The organism is Shewanella sp. 30m-14 (assembly GCF_052977125.1).
On record NZ_JBRILW010000025.1, the window covers coordinates 1 to 14,168 of the forward strand.

A 14,168-nucleotide genomic window follows, 5' to 3' on the forward strand; every position below is an offset into this window, starting at 1 on the left:
ATTAGCTCAGCTGGGAGAGCACCTCCCTTACAAGGAGGGGGTCACTGGTTCGAGCCCAGTATCGACCACCATTCTTTTCATAAAGAATTAAAACATTATGAAATCCCAGGTCGATTAGCTCAGCTGGGAGAGCACCTCCCTTACAAGGAGGGGGTCACTGGTTCGAGCCCAGTATCGACCACCATTCTTTCTGTAAAGAATCTCTTCGCAGTACCAAATCATATCTCAATAAATTGCTAACTATCTTTGTCACTAAAGAACGTTCTCTACTATCCTTTTAGGATAATGTATCGCAGGACAAATCTTATGGCAGACGTCAGTCAATCCGCTTCGCTCGCCAGCATTGCCGCTTATTTAAAGCTCACTTACCAATACGATCAAGACACTGCTTTAGTTGAAGCTAAATCCGTTATGCAAAATCTAGTCAAAATGCGCCAAAAAGGCTTTATCACAGGTTGGTATTTCGATGAAAATGGACAGCTCGAACTTCTTCCTAGTGATTATGTTATGCATCAGATAGCACCCAACAAATAGCTTCTTCTGCAGAGGGTTACTACTATTAGCAATTCTCACCACTTCACGCGCCCATCGCCAAAGAGTCTGATGCTGACGTAGGTTGGATAAGTTTTAGCACCACAATAGCTAATATACCAAGCCCAATGACAGACCCCACTACAACCCCTCTCCAGCCCCAATGCTGCCAAAATGGCAATAAATAAGGCCCACCTATAGCAGCGCCTAAATAGTAGCAACAAAGGTACAATGCCGTTGCTTTAGCCCTATGCAGCTTTGCTCTATAAGCCACCCAGGCATTACAACTACTGTGAATAAGGAAAAAACCAAATGCTGAGATCAAAAAACCAATATATATAACCGTTAAACTATCGAGTAAGGTCAGCAAAGTACCGAGAAACAACGCCAACACAGAGATAATTAATACCCGCTTAAGTCCAAGCTGCCCAATCCAGTTCGCTGAGCGATATGATGCATAAGTGCCACTGAGATAACAAAGAAAAATCAACGTAACTTCAAAACGCCCTAAGCTAAAAGGACTGTCCATCAGATGGAGTTGGATATAACTAAACTGATTAACCATAACCATAAAAGCAAGTCCACCAATAAGGTAAACCAAGCGTAATTTCCTATCCGCTAAGTGATGACAAAACCCTTTAAAATCAGAGCTTTTTATTGGCCACCGCCCTAACTCTAACTCAGGCTTAACAAAATGACTTCCAGGTAACAGATAGGTCACAGCAAGTGTCCCTATTAGAGAAACTGCGGTTAATAAAGCCATCGCTTGCTGCCAATCGAGGTATTGAGCCATACCTCCTCCGAGCAAACGCCCCACGATACCGCCGACACTATTAGCGGCTATATAGATGGCACCGGCCTTTAGCAAAGCATTACTGCCTAACTCATCTTTAAAATAGGCCATTGCCATGGCGGGTACTGAGGCTAATAAGGCGCCCTGAAACATTCTTAACAAAACGAGTTGGTTAAAGCTATCAATAAAATAGGCGCTAAGGTCTAACAAAACCAATAGGTAAAGACTCACTAAAATGGGCTTTTTGCGGCCAATGCGATCAGACAGTACCGCAAAAAGCAAAAGAGAGAATGCCATAGTAAAACTGGTGACTGATAACAATAACGTAGCATGGCCTTTTGATACCGAAAATGAGTCCGCAATAAGCGGTAGCATTCCTTGTACCAAATATAAGTTGATAAAAATCACCATTGAAGCAACTGATAAGCCTGCAATTAAGCGGATCTCATCAGCCACGTGTCCATCTTCTACCCTTGTGCTCATTGACGACTAACTCAAAGCAATTAATTAGGCTGTAGCATATCAGCGGCCACCCCATAAGAATAACAACTTAAAAGTGCGATAGTTATTGATTTATGTTATATCAAATTCTACCTTATCAAGTAGATGATAAATTGAAGTAAGCTTTATATGGAGCTTACTTTTACAATGCAAAACTGAATAAAAACTATGGATATTAGACAATTAAAATACCTAGATGCATTAATTAATGCCGGCAGTTTTACTAAAGCTGCCGAACAACTCAATATGGCGCAACCAGCCTTAAGCCAAAGTATCAAACGACTTGAACAAGAGCTGGGAGTGACGCTAATTGATAGAGGGATAAATAAGAGTAGTAGATCGCTGTCGTTAACAGCAGAAGGTGACGCCTTGCATCAACATGCTAAGTTAATCATCAAGAACATGGCGCAAGCAGAGGCACATATAAAGTCCATGGCCAACCTCACTAAAGGTGAAGTCAGATTAGCAGTACCCGGTATGCTAGGTTCATTTTATTTGCCAAGGCGTTTAATGGCATTTCGCCATCAATACTCAGAGCTAAAGCTATCACTATTTGAAGGTGGCACTCGTGATACTCTGAGAATGCTACAAAAGGAAGATGTCGATATTGCCATTATTACAGCCAATGACCTTACCGACGAATTTGACAGCCACTTATTATTGCGAGAACAGATGGTCGTCGCTGTAGGTCAGCAACACCCATTAGCAAATGCTAAATCCATCCCTTTAAAAGCGTTTTTTAAACATGAGCTAGTACTCTTTAAGCAGGGTTACTTTCATCGAGAATGGATGCTAAAACAAGCAGAACGACTAGGTGTTACAGCAAATATTGCCTTTGAAACTAATCTCATTAACTTGATTAAACAAGTTGTTGCACAAGAATATGGTATTACCAGCGTATTAGAGATGGTCATAGAAAAACACGATAAAATTTGCGCAAAACCCTTTGATCCACCCGTTTTCCTTGATCTGCATATTGCCTGGAAAAAACAACGCCCTATCAGCCAAGCTGACAGAGCATTTGTTGAGTTTCTTTTGAAACATCGCTAGAGCGCGTCAACTTGATTCTCTGGTGTTGCATCAATAAAAGCCTGTAGCGTTAAACAGTGAGCATTAACACGCTCAATATTGGGATACAGACTCATATCGACCTTAAAACGCTTTGCATTGTACACCTGAGGCACCAAGCATATGTCTGCTAAGGTTGGGCTATCTCCAAAGCAACAAAGCCCACTGTGTTTTTGGAGCTGTTTCTCTATTGCACCAAAGCCCTGTGCTATCCAGTGCTGATACCATGCAGCTTTTTGCTCATCGCTCATACCTAGCTCACCTGTAAGATATTGCAACACTTTGAGGTTATTAAGCGGATGAATTTCGCAAGCAACACTCAATGCCATCGCACGCACGATTGCCCTATCAAATGGCTTTGTTGGCAAGAGCGCTTTCTGAGGGTACACCTCGTCCAAATACTCAATAATCGCCAATGACTGAGTTAAGACTTGCTCCCCCTCCTCGCCTTTGATCACTAAGCTTGGCACTAGCTCCTGCGCATTAATTGATGCATAGAACTGTTGATGTTGCTCTCCGCCATCTTTAACTAAATGCACTGAATGTTGCTCGGCTTTAAGTAACTTTAGGTTCAAAGCGATACGTACACGATATGCTGCGCTAGAGCGCCAATAACCATAAAGCGTCATCATTGTATTACCCATGTAAAAATCCTTTTGAAAATGAGACCTGGTATTTAGCAAAAAGGCTAACTCCAGAGAATTAGCCTTTAATCAATATACCCACCTTAAACACACTAGGCTTTATATTCGACCACTTGCTGATCAATTGATCCAAAGATACTGTTATTGTCGTCATCAAGCATCTCGATACGTACGCGGTCACCAAAACCCATAAATGGGGTTGACGGCTTACCCTCTGCAATAGTTTCAAGCATTCGTGTTTCAGCTAAGCAGCTTGAACCGGCGCTGCGATCGTAGTTAGAAATGGTACCTGAACCAATAATAGCCCCCGCTCCCAATGGACGCGTTTTAGCAACATGGGACACCAACTGGCTAAAGTTGAATGTCATATCAACCCCAGCATTAGGGCGCCCAAATAACTCATTGTTAAGGTGAGTGATTAACGGAAGATGAACTTTAGCGTCTTGCCACTTATCATTTAGCTCGTCAGGCGTTACAGCTACAGGAGAGAAGCTGCTCGAAGGCTTAGCTTGGAAAAATCCGAAACCTTTGGCAAGTTCACCAGGGATAAGGTTTCGTAACGATACATCGTTGACCAACATGAGTAACTTAATATGTTGAGTGGCATTTTCTATACTGACGCCCATAGGCACGTCGTCTGTGATCACTGCGATTTCGGACTCAAAATCGATGCCCCACTCTTCGCTCCCTAACGCAATATCAGCCTTTGGCGCAATAAAGCAATCTGAGCCCCCTTGATAGACGAGAGGGTCGGTCCAGAATGTTTCAGGCATTTCAGCACCGCGGGCTTTACGGACTAATTCAACATGATTTACGTATGCACTACCATCGGCCCATTGGTAGGCTCTTGGTAACGGCGATAAACATTTCGCTTCATCGAAATCTACTGCGTTATCCATCAAGCCATTGTTTAACGCGTCATAAAGCTCTACCAACTGTGGATAAAGCAGGCCCCAAGCATCCATTAATTGCTGCATAGTATGGGCAATAGCAGGCACAGCAACCGCTTTAGTCAGATCTTTGCTGACTAACATCAATTGACCGTCACGGCGACCATTGTTATAACTTGCTAACTTCATGCTTAACTCCTAATTGTTTATGCCTAACTCTCATCTTATTAGTTTTCGATGACAATGACAGTGCTCTATTTGGGCTGATTCGACCTTTAGCCATAGAAATACATTAAGTAAGGGAAGAGTGGAATAGCGTGAGACAAATCACATTTACTGAGTAGAGCGGCAATATTGTAAACTTATGCTTACAACCTCTAAAGAATAGGCTGTAAGCATAATATTGAGTCTAAAGTGGCTTACCTAAGCAGCTACTCGCGGCAAGCTATTGTTACACTGTTTTTTGTTTACCGATCTTATATTCGCGAAGTTTATTAGCAATGGCCGTGTGTGAAACGCCCAGTTTTTTAGCCAACTGACGCGTACTTGGATAAGCTGGATAAAGCCTACGCAATAAGCTTGCTTCAAACTGCTTCATTGCTTGCTCTAAACAGCCCTCGAATTCATGGTCGAAATAACCAAATCCCTCTGCATAAGAAGGGAGTTTTAGCTGCTCGACGGAAAGCTCTGCGTTACCATCCCACATTGAGACGGCCCTAAATATAGCGTTTTTAAGCTGGCGTATGTTCCCCGGCCATGCATAACCTAACAGATGTTCACGGCATTCACCCGATATACGACGGATAGGAATAGATAACTGTTGACTGTAATGCTCTAAAAACATTTCAGTTAATGGAATGATGTCGACCTTACGCTCGCGTAAGGAAGGAACATGAAAGCTCAACACGTGAATACGGTAGTAGAGATCTTCTCTAAATTCACCGTTTTGACATAACTCGGCCAAATTCTTTTGCGTCGAACAAATTATTCTTACGTCACTGCGGATCTCTTCATCACCACCGACGCGTCTAAAGGTACCATCTTGTAGGAATCGCAATAATTTTACTTGAGCAGACTTCGACATTTCGGCAATTTCATCAAGAAAAATCGTACCGCCTTTCGCTTCCTCGATAAAGCCACGCTTTATTACATTACCATTACTAACGAAGCCAAATAACTCTTCTTCAGCAGCACTGTCTGGCATAGCGGCGCAATTAATGGCGATAAAAGGTTGTTCACGACGCATACTCGCATCATGGCAAGCACGAGACATTAACTCTTTGCCGGTCCCCGTTTCACCCGTAATCAATAAGGGCGCATCAAGTTGCGCCATACGGCGAGCCTGTACCAGTACTTCTTTCATTTTATCACTGGTGGCAAGTACGTTTTCAAAACCACTAGATTGATTTTGCAGTGCATTAAACTGTTTACCCAGTCGTGCAGGAGATTTTAGTGAGACCACTGCACCAGCAAGGATCGGCGTATCGCTACCGCTATCTGGCAGATAAATGGGTAGCATTTCGGCCAAATACTCATTTTCGCCAATATTAACGCGAGTGGCCTGAGCTAATACTGTCGACTCACTCAACCAGCGGCTAAAATTAAATCCATGCACCCAATGATTTATTGACTCATCAATAACCTCATGTTCGGCCATGCCGACCGTATGTAAAGCGGACTCGTTAACAATACGGATCCGTCCTTTTACATCGAGTGAAAAAACGGAATCGGGTAATGTCTTTAGGAGGGTCTTTAACGCATAGTGTTCTTGTTCTGACGGCATAAAAGATACCGTTCTAACATCATGTACGCCTTCGACTTTTCGAATAAGCGGAAGCAACTCACTCAAGGTATCAAAGCTTACCTCAGCGAATTGCAAATAAAGAAACCCTTGATTGCTTGCGTCTATGGCAAACAAATTGATCCCGTAGTCTTCCATAATCAATAAGATATCTTTGGCCAGACCTACACGATCTAAACAGCTAACTTCCAAGCGCATACTATTGCAATTCCCTTTTTTATATACTCGTTATTGGGATAAAACAATCGACAAATAAAGTTTGCCTAGTTAGAACTAAACTTAAAAGCAAAACTCAACATCGGTAATCGCTCTATACGTTAGAAGTTTATTTGGCTTGTGGCAAGGCTTGTTTACAGCGGATTTGTAACACAAAGAAAATAAAAGCGTGTCAGTCAAGCCAACACGCTGGCGCAAAGCAGTGAGTTCGTCTATTAACAAGTCAGTAAAACATAAGACAATGCTGTCAATAATATCTGTAAAAGCATAAACCTATCGCTTACTGGTAAAGAACGTCTGTTTTTGCAGCCATAATAAAGTCATTTTTATGAAGGCCTTTTATTGAATGAGACCACCAAGTGACTGTCACTTTACCCCACTCAGTTAATATTCCAGGGTGATGAAAATCAGCTTCAGCGAGATCAGCCAGTTTATTAGTAAATTCCATCGCTAATTTAAAATTTTTAAATTTATAGACGCGTTCTAACTGCATAACGCTGTCACGCACTTCAACGCCCCAATCAGGGATCATCTTAATTAATTGCGCTAACTCTTCATCGGAGACCTTAGGTGCATCAGCTTGGCAAGCTTCACATTTCATTTGAGCTAATTCAGTCATCTTTTTTCCTTCAATGATTCTTCTAAATTCAATAGTTGTTGCTAACATGAGTGTCGTACACAGTTAACGACACGCTGTAAATTCAGCTCACTTTTACTGGGTATGTCGGTTTAAATAAGCCCAACTGTTGTGCTTTTTTTACAGCAGCCATAATGTCCATTTCAGTTATGGCATCCAGATCAGAGATACTTTCAATCGCATAATAAATAGGCTGCATAATATCAATCCTGTAGGGCGTACGCAGCACATCCACTAAATCAAATACTCTGATCTCCGGCTCACAGCCCATTACAAACATGGTTTCGCCTGGCGAGCTTATAATGCCACCGCCATAAATACTCAGCTCATTATTTTTCGATCGCAACACACCAAACTCAACAGTAAACCAATACAGTCGCGCTAAAAACACACGTTCTTCTTTGCTTGCTGCCAAACCTAGTTGACCGTACAGATGCGAAAAATGAGCAAATGATGGATTGGTTAACAATGGACAATGGCCAAATACCTCATGAAAGACATCAGGCTCTTGCAAATAATCAAACTCCTCTCGGCTTCTGATAAAAGTCGCCACCGGGAATGACTTGTTGGCAAGCAGTTCAAAAAACTGACCAAAAGAAATTAATGCAGGAACCGCAGCAGTTTTCCAACCTGTAGCTTGTTGCAATACACTATCAATCTCAGGTAGTTGTGGGATCCTATCTGTCGGCAAGCCTAACTTTTCTAGACCATCTAGATATTCTTGGCAAGCCCGGCCAGGAAGGTTAACTCGCTGCCTTGCGTACAGCTCAGCCCAAATATCATGATCGGTTTGCGGGTAATCAATAAAGCCATTAGCGTCAGGCATGTGTGCTACGTAATTTGATTGTTTGCTCATATTCCTAACTCGTCATCCTAAGTCATCGCCCCAATTATTCAGTCTCAGTCTTCCGCCTAAGCATTCTGTCTAACTCATCAATCAGTCAGAAAATAAGTCTGTGAATAAGTCGTTACTTCATACTTAACTAAAGTTGATGTTTTGTTAACCTGATCACAGTTTATTTATCGGCGAAAAGAGGTCGCTTTGTGTAATGAACTTGTTACAGCAAAAACAAACCAACCCCCTCTTACTGAATCATTAGCACACTTAGCCGTACAGTCAGCGTTACAGCCACAAATCATTCTTAAAAATTAAAGCTAGAAACACTGCCAACACCTGCAAGCTTTGTCTCTATTCACATGTTTAAATGCCCGAAATAGTGAAAAATAACCAGCAAGACAACAGAGTAACTAAATTTTACGCCCTGCTTTCAATAATTCTTACCCAAGGGTTACTCATTTCAGTATAGAATGTAAGTTTGTGTGCCGATTCCCAATTAGGAACAGATAGGATTAGAATGAAACAACATAAAATTCGTAAAGCAGTCATCCCTGTAGCAGGCCTTGGAACACGTATGCTTCCAGCCACCAAAGCTATCCCGAAAGAGATGCTGCCAGTTATGGACAAGCCACTGATCCAATATGTTGTCAGCGAGGCCATAGCCGCTGGAATTAAAGAAATCGTCCTAGTTACCCACGCCAGTAAAAACTCGGTTGAAAATCACTTCGATACTAGCTTTGAGTTAGAAACCCAACTCGAACGTCGCGTAAAACGTCAATTACTTGCCGAAGTGCAAGCAATCTGCCCTGCTGACGTTACGATTATCAGTGTGCGTCAGTCCCAAGCTAAAGGCTTAGGTCATGCAATTTTATGCGCTAAAAGTATCATCGGTGACTCTCCATTTGCCGTACTTTTACCCGACGTTATCATTGATGAAGTGAGTAGCAACTTAAGCCAAGATAACCTAGCTGATATGGTTGCCATATATGATGAGACTGAAGTCGGTCAGATCATGGTTGAAGGCGTGCCTCACGAACTGGTTAACCAATATGGTATTGCCGATATCAATGGTGCCGAGCTACAACCTGGACAGTCACTTCCGTTGACTCAGCTAGTAGAAAAGCCAAATGTTGATGATGCACCGTCTAATCTAGCGGTTGTAGGCCGTTATGTTTTACCTCCTGAAATATGGTCTTACCTAGCTAAGACGCCAGCAGGTGCAGGCGATGAGATCCAACTTACCGATGCGATTGCCATGCTCATGGAAAATCAAACCGTTAATGCCTATTACATGCAAGGTAAAAGTCACGACTGTGGTAATAAATTAGGTTATATGCAGGCTAATGTAGAGCATGCTTTGCGCCATAAGGAAATAGGCCCTGAGTTTGCAGAATATTTAAAAGCGATTGTTAAAACGCTTTAATTAAATCACTTTAGTAAAGCGTTAAAACACTTTAGCAAAACGCTTTAATTAAGATCTTAATAACGCTGTCAGCGTTGTTTTTCTTTCTTAAAGCGAACTGCCTAAATTAAAGGATTATAAAAATGACGATTCTAGTTACCGGCGGCGCTGGTTATATCGGCACACATACGGTTGTTGAGCTACTCAACAATGGGAATGATGTCGTTATCTTAGATAATCTTAGTAACTCAAGTGTTACAGCACTAAAAAGAGTCGAGCAAATCACAGGAAAATCGGTCACATTTTATCAAGGTGATGTGCTGAATAGAGCCTTCCTGCAAAAACTGTTTACTGACCATACGATTAAATCAGTTATTCATTTCGCAGGTTTAAAAGCCGTGGGGGAATCAGTAGTTCAACCACTGCGCTACTACGAAAATAATGTCACCGGCACCATAGTATTATGTGAAGTAATGGCTGAGTTTAATGTTAAAAACTTAGTGTTTAGCTCTTCAGCCACCGTTTATGGCGATCCTGCTAGCCTGCCGATAACCGAAGACTTTGCTACAGGGGCAACGAATCCCTATGGCCAGTCCAAATTAATGGTGGAACATATACTTGCAGATCTTTACCACTCAGATAACAGTTGGAATATCGCTCGATTACGATACTTTAACCCTGTTGGCGCACATGAGAGTGGGTTAATTGGTGAAGATCCTAATGACATTCCCAACAATCTGATGCCGTTTATTAGCCAGGTTGCTGTTGGAAAACGTGAACAACTAAGTGTATTTGGCAGTGATTATGATACCGTTGATGGTACGGGTGTAAGAGATTATATTCACGTCGTAGATTTAGCCATTGGTCACTTAAGAGCCTTAGATAAACTGCATACTCAGTCAGGACTTGTTACCTATAACTTAGGAACAGGACAAGGTTACAGCGTACTTGAAATGGTTAAAGCCTTCGAAAAAGCAAGTGGCACACACATTAAGTACCAACTTGTGGCGCGCAGACCTGGAGATATTGCAGCATGTTATGCAAATCCAGAAAAAGCGCAAAAAGAACTTAACTGGCACGCGACCCATAGTATCGATGATATGGCACAAAGCAGCTGGCATTGGCAGTCAAGTAACCCCAATGGTTATCAGAACGAAGGCTAAGGTCTTAGATCCTAGATCTTAGGTCCTAGATCTTAGGTCCTAGGTCCTAGATCTTAAGTCCTAGGTTCTAGGTTCTAGTATCTAGAAGCGCAGCGCTCTCGCAGTGAGCTTGCAAATGCCCTCCCTAAGTATCTTCTAAAATGAGTAATAAGATGAGCACGATTAATCAAAGCAGAAGAAGACTTTTCAATCGTAAAAAGATGAATGCGATTCGCCCTCCTTGGGTCAAGCAGTCAATCGAATTTACCGATGAATGTACCCGCTGCGATAAGTGTATCTCCGCGTGTGAAACTCAAATTATTATCAAAGGTGATGGCGGTTTTCCTGAAATCGACTTTAAAATCGATGAGTGTACGTTTTGTAAAAAATGTGCTGATGCTTGCTTAGAGCCTATTTTTGAAGCTACAGACACAACACCTTGGCAAATGACGGCCGTAATTCAAGATAGCTGTATGGCCTATCAAGGGATCTGGTGCCAAAGCTGTAAAGACGCCTGCGACCCACGTGCGATTAGCTTTACCTTAGCAATAGGAAAAGCACCTGTGCCAAAGATAGATCTAGATGCGTGTAACGGATGCGGTGCTTGTGTGGCCCCCTGCCCATCAACAGCAATCATAGTTAAAAAGTTATAACGCGAACACATACGCTTATGAATAAAGCTAATCCTAAACAAAGTCATAAAGCTAAATAAAACGACTAATTCAAATAACCAAGTCAAATAACTAAGTCAAACAACTAACTCAATAAGCCTCCGTGACTACGAAGCGCTACGTTTACCAAGAACTCGCAAAATACCAATCACTATACAAACAGCGCACAAGGCACCGGCTTTAATGACCGATGGCTTAATCTGCATTAACTGAGGGGTTACTCGCTCCACTATAGCCCTCTTCCCCGCTTGCCTTCAGCACTTTGAATTCCCATTGAATGAACAGATACATAATCCAATTGGTATTACCAATCAGTATCAGAGAGTGAGCGACGCTCAGTATTTGGGTGAACTACTTCAAAGCGAATGGTCAATGAAATAGTTGCCTCTCTGTGAAGCCATTTATTGCTGAAGTAGGAAGCCAAAAATATGACATATAAGCGCCAAATTTAAGTGGTTTTTTTCACTTAAATTTCAAGGTAACATCTACGCAACTAAAACGGACAGTGGCGTCATTATGTTTAGAAAAAAAAGAAGCGGCGGGTTAACATTTATTGCTCAAGGTACCACTTTTACGGGTGAAACAGAGTTTGCGGCGGAAGCCCTCATTGCAGGCGAGCTCTTTGGTAAGGTCAACTCCAGCAACAATATTACTATCGAAAGCGGAGGGTTAATCGATGGTAAGCTTCACTGCACCGAACTAAGAGTCTCAGGTACTTTCCGAGGTAAACTCACATGCGACAAACTCAATATCAGCAGCACTGGACTGGTTGATGGTGAAGTGAACTGTCAATCTATGGAGATTTTTGAAGGCGGTCAGTTTATCGGCATGCGCGTAAAAGACGATATCGCCTTTTTACCATCGAATATAGAGACTAAACAAAGCATCAGTAAATCTTCAAAGCAAGAACACATTGAAGATGCTGAGCTAAGCGTTAACTAATGTATTCGTGAACTATGCTGCTGTTAACAAGGGGGGAGTTAACTAGGCTTAGTTAACGCTATCATAGGCATTAGCCGTTTCATTTATGACTTGTAAAGATTTGAGCTTTGTACGGCTTCTCTTTTGTACCACTTAGCTTTTACCACATCAGCCCTTTGTCACACTCAAAAAAGCTTGATGTCATAGCTTAGAGCAGATCCTGCTCTAAGCTTTTCTGTTTATACTCTCTAAGCAATAACAAAAACTCATTTGCAGGCCTATCTACCGTATCTGTTGAGATAAACAGGTGATAACCTAGATGTGCATCTAAAAGACGACAACGATGACCAAACATCGCCAACACGCCCTTAAAACGATCATTCTCTTCAACAAAAGGCGTAAACTCTTCTACCATTTGATTTTCTAATGTAGATAAGTCTTCATCTTGAGCAGATGCCGTCATCAGTAGAGGCCTTTGCTCGGTTAACAAACCCGCCGCTAACCTCAAGGAGATACATTCTAAAATGGGGCCCACCCGTTTTAGTTTAATTCCGATATAGGGTAGCGTCAGCGTATCAAGTCCCTGTAAGACACGAGGTTGATCTAAGCGCTGAATATTATCCCAAGTAATCACAACTTGACCGCGCCGATGAAAATATTTTATTCCTTGCGCAGTAAGCTCTACCGTCACCTCGGGCTCAACCAATTTAGATATTCCTAAAACTGCGGCTATAGCGCCAAATGCAAAAAACACCATACCCGGTGCAAACAGATGGTTACCAGATAAGAAAAGGCCTAAGCTGATCATAACGCTTAATAAACCGAAAAACGTGAGTGTTAGGCCATTTCGCTTATTGATGGGTCTAATCAGTAAAGCTTCATTTATCAACTTCTACATACTCTTATCATTAGGATACTTAACTCGATCCTAGCAGGTTATAAAATCAGGCGCGAGGCCGTTTATAAACAAGGTTCTAGGTTCTAAGTTCTAGGACCTTCTCAAAGACTTGACGGCATAAATGCCGACCTACTATGGTTAAGGTCCTTTTCCATAAATGAGCCAGCGAACGTTCCGTAAATCGTAAGGCCGCAGGCCATTCTACTTTTCCGTCTTTGCTTTCCCTAGGACCTGCTTTTCCAAGCACCTAGGACCTTCTCAAAGACTTGACGGCATAAATGCCAACCTACAATGGTTAAGGTGTTTTTCCGTAAATGAGCCAGCGAACGTTCCGTAAATCGCAAGGCTACAGGCCATTCCGTCTCAGCTTGTACCTAGAACCTGCTTTTCCTCGATCCTACGCCCTTCTTTTGCATGTTTAAGCTTGAACCACAGTAATCCCATATACTCATGAATCGCACGCTGGGAATTTAACAGGCTCTGTGCATCAAAACGCCACCAGTAAGTCTCTCTTTGAGCAAAATCTGTCGGTGCAGCACTAACATTCAGCTTTGCATTGGTAAAAATTGCCATAGCTCTTGGCATATGGCTTGCCGAAGTCACTAAACGAAACGGTGCCTCCGCGACTTCCCATTTCATAAATTGCGCTTCTTCGATGGTATCTTGCGCTAAAGGAAACTTAATAATGGACTCAGGAGCAACCCCTAATTCAACTGCAGCATCAAACATTATCTCGGCATGTGAGCGTGAAGATAGTCCTCCACTCCAGCCACTGACCACCAGTTTACACTCTCGCCCCAATGATAACTGGCGCACCCCCTCCGTTAATCTCGCAAGGGCTGTATTTGAAAGCTGCTGTACTGCGGTTAAGTTCGGGTTTTCATCATGGCCACTGCCTAAAACCATCACTAAGCAACCTTTGCCAATAGGTTGGTTATTTACCAGATATTGATCTTCTAGCGGCGCGATTAACCAATTACTTCCCCAGCTACTACTTAACACTATCAGCAAAATAGCTGCGATCATCAGTAAGTTTTTTGATGACCGACGGTTACGCATCACTAAATAAGCCAGTGCTATAAGCAACAGCACCATAGGTATTGGCATAAACAGCTGAGAGATAATCTTTTTTAACCAAAACATTGTAACGATTGCCTAGTGAAGAGAAATGTCTCAAAAGTGTAGCATGCTATTCTCTTCATTAATTTTATTCAG

14 protein-coding genes and 1 tRNA gene are annotated in these 14,168 nt (G+C 42.2%); 7 read left to right on the forward strand and 8 right to left on the reverse strand.

All coding sequences use genetic code 11. From position 1 onward, the window contains the following. The first annotated feature begins 108 nt into the window (after positions 1–108). Both ACVBIU_RS16600 and ACVBIU_RS16605 read left to right on the forward strand, forming a co-directional pair. Positions 109–184 (forward strand) — tRNA-Val (locus ACVBIU_RS16600). Between the two features lie 122 nt (positions 185–306). Next, positions 307–534: a hypothetical protein gene (locus ACVBIU_RS16605; protein WP_447162665.1), complete on the forward strand. Its 228-nt coding sequence runs from the start codon at positions 307–309 to the stop codon at positions 532–534. 43 nt (positions 535–577) lie between these two features. Here ACVBIU_RS16605 and ACVBIU_RS16610 read toward each other — a convergent pair whose 3' ends face one another. Further along, positions 578–1,807, reverse strand: a complete 1,230-nt coding sequence (locus ACVBIU_RS16610) for an MFS transporter (protein WP_447164350.1) — start codon at positions 1,805–1,807, stop codon at positions 578–580. Positions 1,808–1,993: 186 nt separating this feature from the next. Between ACVBIU_RS16610 and ACVBIU_RS16615 the strand changes: the two genes are divergently transcribed. Further along, positions 1,994–2,875 carry a LysR family transcriptional regulator gene (locus tag ACVBIU_RS16615; protein WP_447162667.1) on the forward strand — a complete coding sequence of 294 codons (882 nt, stop codon included), beginning with the start codon at positions 1,994–1,996 and terminating at the stop codon, positions 2,873–2,875. Here the strand turns inward: ACVBIU_RS16615 and maiA are convergent. The 5 genes from maiA to phhA form a co-directional block, all read right to left on the reverse strand. Beyond that, positions 2,872–3,522, reverse strand: a complete 651-nt coding sequence (gene maiA, locus ACVBIU_RS16620) for a maleylacetoacetate isomerase (protein WP_447164352.1) — start codon at positions 3,520–3,522, stop codon at positions 2,872–2,874. The genes ACVBIU_RS16615 and maiA overlap by 4 nt on opposite strands. Positions 3,523–3,629: 107 nt before the next feature. Further along, positions 3,630–4,616: a fumarylacetoacetate hydrolase family protein gene (locus ACVBIU_RS16625; RefSeq protein WP_447164349.1), complete on the reverse strand. Its 987-nt coding sequence runs from the start codon at positions 4,614–4,616 to the stop codon at positions 3,630–3,632. A 262-nt stretch (positions 4,617–4,878) separates the two neighbouring features. After that, positions 4,879–6,426, reverse strand: a complete 1,548-nt coding sequence (gene tyrR / locus ACVBIU_RS16630; protein WP_447162669.1) for a transcriptional regulator TyrR — start codon at positions 6,424–6,426, stop codon at positions 4,879–4,881. Between the two features lie 298 nt (positions 6,427–6,724). Next, positions 6,725–7,063 carry a 4a-hydroxytetrahydrobiopterin dehydratase gene (locus ACVBIU_RS16635; protein WP_447162670.1) on the reverse strand — a complete coding sequence of 113 codons (339 nt, stop codon included), beginning with the start codon at positions 7,061–7,063 and terminating at the stop codon, positions 6,725–6,727. An 82-nt stretch (positions 7,064–7,145) separates the two neighbouring features. Further along, positions 7,146–7,937 carry a phenylalanine 4-monooxygenase gene (phhA, locus tag ACVBIU_RS16640; protein WP_447162671.1) on the reverse strand — a complete coding sequence of 264 codons (792 nt, stop codon included), beginning with the start codon at positions 7,935–7,937 and terminating at the stop codon, positions 7,146–7,148. 499 nt (positions 7,938–8,436) lie between these two features. On the opposite strand from phhA, the gene galU reads away from it, so the two are divergent. From galU to ACVBIU_RS16660, 4 genes are all read left to right on the forward strand, one after another. Further along, positions 8,437–9,342 (forward strand): UTP--glucose-1-phosphate uridylyltransferase GalU, encoded by a 906-nt coding sequence (galU, locus tag ACVBIU_RS16645; protein WP_447162672.1) that lies wholly within the window; start codon positions 8,437–8,439, stop codon positions 9,340–9,342. Between the two features lie 122 nt (positions 9,343–9,464). Then, a complete protein-coding gene (galE, locus tag ACVBIU_RS16650; protein ID WP_447164348.1) occupies positions 9,465–10,484 on the forward strand; it encodes a UDP-glucose 4-epimerase GalE in 1,020 nt (339 codons plus the stop codon). A 152-nt stretch (positions 10,485–10,636) separates the two neighbouring features. Further along, complete coding sequence (gene napF, locus ACVBIU_RS16655) at positions 10,637–11,116, forward strand: ferredoxin-type protein NapF (RefSeq protein ID WP_447164347.1); 480 nt, start codon at positions 10,637–10,639, stop codon at positions 11,114–11,116. A gap of 534 nt (positions 11,117–11,650) precedes the next feature. Then, a complete protein-coding gene (locus ACVBIU_RS16660) occupies positions 11,651–12,076 on the forward strand; it encodes a bactofilin family protein (RefSeq protein WP_447162675.1) in 426 nt (141 codons plus the stop codon). Between the two features lie 187 nt (positions 12,077–12,263). On the opposite strand, the gene ACVBIU_RS16665 is transcribed toward ACVBIU_RS16660, so the two are convergent. Together ACVBIU_RS16665 and ACVBIU_RS16670 are read right to left on the reverse strand one after the other, a co-directional pair. Further along, positions 12,264–12,944, reverse strand: coding sequence for a DUF2982 domain-containing protein (locus ACVBIU_RS16665; RefSeq protein WP_447164346.1), 681 nt, complete (start codon positions 12,942–12,944; stop codon positions 12,264–12,266). Positions 12,945–13,316: 372 nt separating this feature from the next. Continuing rightward, positions 13,317–14,096 (reverse strand): YdcF family protein, encoded by a 780-nt coding sequence (locus ACVBIU_RS16670; RefSeq protein ID WP_447162580.1) that lies wholly within the window; start codon positions 14,094–14,096, stop codon positions 13,317–13,319. Positions 14,097–14,168 lie beyond the last annotated feature (72 nt).

Bases quoted from the DNA above. Each gene is read 5' to 3' on its own strand.
- ACVBIU_RS16610 (WP_447164350.1), bottom strand. From the start codon at position 1,807: ATGAGCACAAGGGTAGAAGATGGACACGTGGCTGATGAGATCCGCTTA.
- ACVBIU_RS16670 (WP_447162580.1), bottom strand. From the start codon at position 14,096: ATGTTTTGGTTAAAAAAGATTATCTCTCAGCTGTTTATGCCAATACCT.
- galE (WP_447164348.1), top strand. From the start codon at position 9,465: ATGACGATTCTAGTTACCGGCGGCGCTGGTTATATCGGCACACATACG.
- ACVBIU_RS16605 (WP_447162665.1), top strand. From the start codon at position 307: ATGGCAGACGTCAGTCAATCCGCTTCGCTCGCCAGCATTGCCGCTTAT.
- ACVBIU_RS16615 (WP_447162667.1), top strand. From the start codon at position 1,994: ATGGATATTAGACAATTAAAATACCTAGATGCATTAATTAATGCCGGC.
- maiA (WP_447164352.1), bottom strand. From the start codon at position 3,522: ATGACGCTTTATGGTTATTGGCGCTCTAGCGCAGCATATCGTGTACGT.
- ACVBIU_RS16635 (WP_447162670.1), bottom strand. From the start codon at position 7,063: ATGACTGAATTAGCTCAAATGAAATGTGAAGCTTGCCAAGCTGATGCA.
- napF (WP_447164347.1), top strand. From the start codon at position 10,637: ATGAGCACGATTAATCAAAGCAGAAGAAGACTTTTCAATCGTAAAAAG.
- ACVBIU_RS16625 (WP_447164349.1), bottom strand. From the start codon at position 4,616: ATGAAGTTAGCAAGTTATAACAATGGTCGCCGTGACGGTCAATTGATG.
- tyrR (WP_447162669.1), bottom strand. From the start codon at position 6,426: ATGCGCTTGGAAGTTAGCTGTTTAGATCGTGTAGGTCTGGCCAAAGAT.
- phhA (WP_447162671.1), bottom strand. From the start codon at position 7,937: ATGAGCAAACAATCAAATTACGTAGCACACATGCCTGACGCTAATGGC.
- ACVBIU_RS16660 (WP_447162675.1), top strand. From the start codon at position 11,651: ATGTTTAGAAAAAAAAGAAGCGGCGGGTTAACATTTATTGCTCAAGGT.
- galU (WP_447162672.1), top strand. From the start codon at position 8,437: ATGAAACAACATAAAATTCGTAAAGCAGTCATCCCTGTAGCAGGCCTT.